The sequence below is a fragment of the Candidatus Nitrosopumilus salarius BD31 genome, from assembly GCF_000242875.2.
Taxonomy (GTDB): Archaea; Thermoproteota; Nitrososphaeria; order Nitrososphaerales; family Nitrosopumilaceae; genus Nitrosopumilus; species Nitrosopumilus salarius.
Genome location: NZ_AEXL02000012.1, coordinates 1 through 1,785, shown reverse-complemented (window position 1 = coordinate 1,785; position 1,785 = coordinate 1). Strand labels below are relative to the sequence as shown.

At 33.8% G+C, this 1,785-nt stretch carries 2 protein-coding genes; one reads left to right on the top strand and one right to left on the bottom strand.

What is annotated here, in order from left to right; translation table 11 throughout:
- Positions 1-48 precede the first annotated feature (48 nt).
- Positions 49-426, top strand: a complete 378-nt coding sequence (locus tag BD31_RS00270) for a toprim domain-containing protein (protein WP_008296735.1) — start codon at positions 49-51, stop codon at positions 424-426.
- A gap of 2 nt (positions 427-428) precedes the next feature.
- Here the strand turns inward: BD31_RS00270 and BD31_RS00265 are convergent, their stop codons facing one another.
- Entirely contained in the window at positions 429-1,703 is a 1,275-nt protein-coding gene (locus BD31_RS00265; protein ID WP_008296737.1) for a Glu/Leu/Phe/Val family dehydrogenase, read from the bottom strand.
- Between the last annotated feature and the right edge of the window lie 82 nt (positions 1,704-1,785).

Sequence of the window (1,785 nt, the reverse complement as noted above, 5' to 3'; positions counted from 1 at the left end):
ATTGTTAATTAACAAAAGTGCTTAATATGTTAAAACAAATTAAACAACATGCAAGTTTCTGAACAAGAAATATTAGAGTTGAAAGATTTTATTTTTGAATTAAACTCGATGAGTAATAGCGTAGTTGTAGTTGAAGGAAAGAGAGATTCAAATGCATTAAGAAAACTTGGATACCAAGGAAAAATTCTAGAATTTCACAGATTTGGCGGAATGATAAATTTTGCAGACGCAGTTGTTAATTATCAAAGATTGATCATTCTTTTTGATAGAGATAGGAAAGGTAGAACATTAACTGGAAAAACAATTCAATTGTTGCAAAGAAGAACTAAAGTGGATCTTTCTTTCAAAAGAAAACTCCGCATTATTACAAAAGGAAAAATAATGTTCATTGAACAACTGGTAAGTTACGAATCTTTTTTGATCTAAGATTATGGCCAGATGCCTTTTTGGTTAAATGCCTCAACAACTCTTGAAACTGCTAGAGCCATTGTAGCCTTTCTCATGTCAACCTTATGTTTCTTTGACATTTCATATGCATCTTTGAATCCTTTAGTAATATTTTTCTCCATCTTATTTGCTACCTCGTCAAATGACCAGTAGTATCCCATGTTATTTTGTACCCATTCAAGATATGAGATACATACACCACCAGAGTTTGCTAAAATATCTGGAATTACTAAAATTTTCTTTTGGTAGATGATTGGATCAGCTTCTGGCAATGTTGGACCATTTGCAGCTTCTGCAATTATTTTACATTTTAGATTCTTGGCAATTTTTGCATCAATTTGATTTTCAAGAGCGCCTGGAACTAGAACATCACATTTAGCAGTAAGTAATTCTTCAGTTGAGACTTTTTTACTTCCAGGGAATCCAACAACAGAACCAGTTTTTTCTTTATGAGCCATAAGTTGACTTACTTTGGCTCCTTTTTCAAATAAGATAGAACCTTTTGAATCACTTGCGCCAATTACTTTGGCTCCCATCTTTTCCAAGTAGATTCCTGCATAGGTAGATGCATTACCAAATCCTTGCAAAACAACTTTGGCAGTTTTAAGATTAAGTTTCAATGCTTTTGCAGCCTCTCTTACACAGTATGCTGCTCCCAATCCAGTTGCAACATTTCTTGCAAGTGAACCGCCCATTGAGATTGGCTTACCAGTAATAACACCAGGTGTAGATATGTTACCATTTAATTTGTTGAATGTGTCCATGATTTGGGTCATCTCTTTACCTGTTGTGTAAACATCGGGTGCAGGAATATCTTTTCCAGGACCAATAATTTCATTGATTTTAAATGCAAATCCTCTTGTCAGTCTCTCTAGTTCAGCGTCACTAATTTTTTCAGTTTTAGGATTAACATAAACTCCACCTTTTCCCCCACCTAATGGAATATCAACAATTGCACACTTCCAAGTCATCCAAGATGAAAGTGCCATTACTTCGCGTTCCATATATTCAACACCACCTTCAGGGTTAAAGTAACGGATACCTCCTTTGTATGGACCTCTATCATTATTATGCTGACTTCTGAAACCTGTGAAAATTCTAATTTTTCCATTATCCATTTTTACTGGAATTTTTACTCTCAAAACTTTATTTGGTATTGCAAGATATTCACGCAATCCAGGATCTTTTATTCCAAGAATATCACAAGCATCATTTACTTGCTTTGTTGCATTTGCAAAGGGATCATTCTTGACCAAGATAATTTTTCAAAAGACGCATATTATATTAACTTTAGTTCAAAAATTTCCAAGTATCGCTGAAAACAAAATCATAAGTAAA